This window comes from Mesorhizobium sp. M7A.F.Ca.ET.027.03.2.1 (assembly GCF_003999175.1).
In the GTDB taxonomy this organism is placed as follows: Bacteria; Pseudomonadota; Alphaproteobacteria; order Rhizobiales; family Rhizobiaceae; genus Mesorhizobium.
The window spans coordinates 1-3,427 of the sequence record NZ_RZOM01000670.1 but is presented as its reverse complement, the minus strand read 5'-3'; the positions used below and the strand labels follow the sequence as shown (position 1 = coordinate 3,427).

The 3,427-nt window shown below is 62.1% G+C and carries 5 protein-coding genes; all 5 read left to right on the top strand.

Annotated features, from left to right (window positions below):
- Window positions 1-104 precede the first annotated feature (104 nt).
- On the top strand, window positions 105-392 hold the full coding sequence (locus tag EN750_RS24590) for a DUF2282 domain-containing protein (RefSeq protein ID WP_127397976.1): 288 nt from the start codon (window positions 105-107) through the stop codon (window positions 390-392).
- A gap of 85 nt (window positions 393-477) precedes the next feature.
- Window positions 478-1,338 carry a DUF692 domain-containing protein gene (locus EN750_RS24585; RefSeq protein ID WP_127397978.1) on the top strand — a complete coding sequence of 287 codons (861 nt, stop codon included), beginning with the start codon at window positions 478-480 and terminating at the stop codon, window positions 1,336-1,338.
- On the top strand, window positions 1,335-2,117 hold the full coding sequence (locus EN750_RS24580; protein WP_127397974.1) for a DNA-binding domain-containing protein: 783 nt from the start codon (window positions 1,335-1,337) through the stop codon (window positions 2,115-2,117). Before EN750_RS24585 ends, EN750_RS24580 begins: the two co-directional genes overlap by 4 nt.
- Window positions 2,114-2,632, top strand: a complete 519-nt coding sequence (locus EN750_RS24575) for a DoxX family protein (protein ID WP_127397972.1) — start codon at window positions 2,114-2,116, stop codon at window positions 2,630-2,632. The genes EN750_RS24580 and EN750_RS24575 overlap by 4 nt, the downstream gene beginning before the upstream one ends.
- A 431-nt stretch (window positions 2,633-3,063) precedes the next feature.
- Window positions 3,064-3,427: Lrp/AsnC family transcriptional regulator (locus EN750_RS24570; RefSeq protein ID WP_145967884.1), on the top strand; the 364-nt coding region annotated here is incomplete at its 3' end.

Below are 3,427 nucleotides of genomic sequence, written 5' to 3'. Positions count from 1 at the left end.
ATTCACGAGATCGTGATCGACGAACACCGTAACGGCACCGCCGACAATTCCGAATTGATTGTCACGCAGCCGACAATGGCCTGCGAAGAAGAGGAGATGACTTCATGAATCGTTCCACCCTAGCCCTGGCACTCGCCGGTTCGCTCACCACCGCAATGGCCACGGCTGCCTTCGCCGGTCCGATCCCCGCTTCCAAGATGGTTGGCAACGAAAAATGCTACGGCGTCGCGCTGAAGGGTCAGAACGATTGCGCCGCCGGAGCTGGCACGACATGCGCGGGTACCTCGACGATGGACTATCAGGGCAATTCCTGGAAGGCCGTGCCGGCTGGCACCTGCACCGGTATGAACATCGATGGTCATAAGGGTTCGCTCGAGCCGATCAAGAGCTGACGTCAGCGGCGGGGAGGTCCGCCAAGCCTCCCCTCTTGCCGTCGATTCATCGCGAGGGACCGCCGTGATCGCCCCAACAAACCGTATGTTCTGCCTGCCGTCGCGTGCCGGGCTCGGCTTGAAGCCCGAGCACTATAACCACATACTGGAGCAGCGGCCCGACATCGGCTTCTTCGAGGTCCACGCCGAGAACTACATGGGCGCTGGCGGCCCGCCACACCGCTTCCTCGAAGCCATCGCAGAACTTTATGCGCTGTCGCTGCACGGCGTCGGCTTGTCTATCGGTTCGGCCCGGCCGCTCGACAGGGCGCACTTGAAGCGGCTACGTGGTCTTATCGATCGTTACCGGCCGCGGAGCTTTTCCGAACATCTCGCCTGGTCAACGCATGATACCGGCTTCCTCAACGATTTGTTGCCGCTGCCGTACACCAGCGAGACCCTGGCACGCGTGATCGACCATGTCGACGAAGCGCAGCAGGCGATCGGCCGGCAATTGCTGCTGGAGAACCCGTCGACCTATGTGCTGTTCGAGGAAAGCACCATCGACGAGATCGATTTCCTCGAAGCGATTGCCGAAAGCAGCGGCTGTGGCTTGCTGCTCGACGTCAACAATGTCGTCGTCTCCACCGTCAATCACCGGCTCGATCCCAGGGCCTACATCGACCGCTTTCCGGTCGGCCGCGTCGGCGAGATCCACCTCGCCGGCTATGACGAAAGCGTCGACGGCGCCGGCGACCGCCTGCTCATCGACGCGCATGGCTCTCCGGTCAGGACCGATGTCATGGCGCTCTACCGGCACACGCTGTCGCGCACCGGCCCGATGCCAACACTGATCGAATGGGACAACGACGTGCCCGATTTCACCACACTGCAGGCCGAGGCGATCCGCACCGACGAACTGATCGCGGCGGAAGCCACGCGGCGCAACAACACGCGGGCCGCATGATCATGGCTTTCATGACCAGCCTGGATGCCTTCGCCGCGGCTTTGCTCGATGCGAGCAAGCCGATACCGACTGGCGTGACCAGTGCCCGCGGGTGCGCCGACGCCGTCCGCTTCGCCGTCTACCGCAACAATGTCTTCGTCGGGCTTACAAAGGCCCTGGCGCAGCGCTTTCCCGTGACCGAACTCCTGGTCGGCACGGAATTCTTCACCGGCATGGCCCGCGCCTATGCGCAGGACAACAAGCCGGCCTCGCCGCTAATCATCAGCTATGGCGACGACTTCGCCGATTTCATCGCCGCGTTCGAACCTGCGAAGTCCGTGACCTACCTTGCCGATGTGGCGAGGCTGGAAGCGGCCTGGACGCGCGCCTACCACGCCGCCGACGAGGTGCCACTTGCGCTGCCGGCGTTGACCAAGCTCGCCCCCGAGACGCTGGCGCAATTGCGAATGGAACTGCATCCCTCGGCGGAACTGGTCGCATCGCAATATCCGATCGGCTCCATCTGGGCCTCGCATCAGGACCACAATGTGCTGCCGGTAACGGAGTGGAGGGGGGAAGCCGTACTCCTGGTACGGCCCGAACTGATCGTCGACGTCCATGTCCTGCCGGCGCAGGACGTGGCCTTCCTCAAGGCCCTGAGTGCCGGCGCGACTCTGGGCGAGGCGGCCGAGATCGCATTCGAGCAGGCAAGCATTTTCGACTTCGGCGCCGCGCTGGTCGGCCTCGTCACTCTGGGCGCGTTCCGCGCCTTCAATTCAGAACAGGGGGAAGCGTCATGATGACCGAAGCCGTTACCGCGCCACGAGGCAGGCTGTCCTCGCTGCTGGCTCTTGTCCAGCACGCCGAAGGTTTGCTCGCCGCCATTCCACGTTCGCTGCCGCTGCTGGCGATGCGCTTTGCGCTGGCGGTGCCATTCTTCTATTCCGGTCTGACCAAATGGGACGGCTTTTTGCACCTGTCGAACGGCGCGCACTATCTGTTCGAGGAAGAGTTCAAGCTGCACATATTCGGCAATGAAATCCCCTATCCTTTCCCCCCCGCCATGGCCACGGCATCGGGCCTCGCCGAAATCATCCTGCCGATCCTGCTTGTGCTTGGCCTCGGCACCCGCTTCGCCGCCCTTGGACTGTTGGTGATGACCGGCATCATTCAACTCACTGTTCCCGATGGCTGGGCTAACTTCCACTTGCCTTGGGCGGCGATGGCGCTGACTCTAGTGGTATTCGGTCCCGGCCGCATCGCGCTCGATGCAATCGTCTTGCCGGGACGGCATCGTGGCGAAGTCCTTGGCTAATGCAGGTCGAGAACGACATGCATGAAAACAAAGACCTAGGGTATCCGTTTTGATCAAGGGATTTTTAGAGGTCCATTTTCGCCGCGCTTGAGGAGAGCGTTTGCGAAGATGATGAGAATATGCCCGCCTGTTCGGTGCACCGCCGATCCGCGATGTCGGCCGCCGCCGCGACACGCCAGGGCTCTCCGAGCTTGCGTGATCGACAGTGCCTTCCGGCGAGACGGTTCAACTATTTCGCCGCGCCCTCGGAGCGAACCTTGCCGGCGGCTTCGACACGAGGCACTTGACGCTACCTGCCTGCGGAGACGCTGAGAAGGGCCCTGTGCCAAGGGGCGGCGTGGCTATTGCCGTTGTTAAAGATTTCCCATAAAGTATTTTCACATCTAAAAGAAAACCTCGCCTATTTTTCTCATTTATGAAAGACATGGCTTTTGCGGGAACATCTCGATCTGACCGATCGGCGGCTGGTCAAACAGCTGTCGCAGGATGCACAACCGGGCATCAACCGCATCGCCGAGATATTGGCGATTTCGGTGCCGACGGTGCGCACGCGCCTGCGCAACCTGCTCGACCGCAACCTGCTCAAGATCGTCGGCCTGCTGAACCTGACCGAGCGCCCCGAACTGATCTCGGCCATTGTCGGCATCAACGCCCAGGGGCGCGGCCGGGCTCGCGAGCTGGCGCAGCGTATTTCCGAGCTGCCCTTCGTCAACTCGGCCTCGGTCGTCACCGGGCGCTTCGACATCATCGTCGACGTGACGGTGGCCGGTGACGTCGCCGACCTCTACCGCGTCA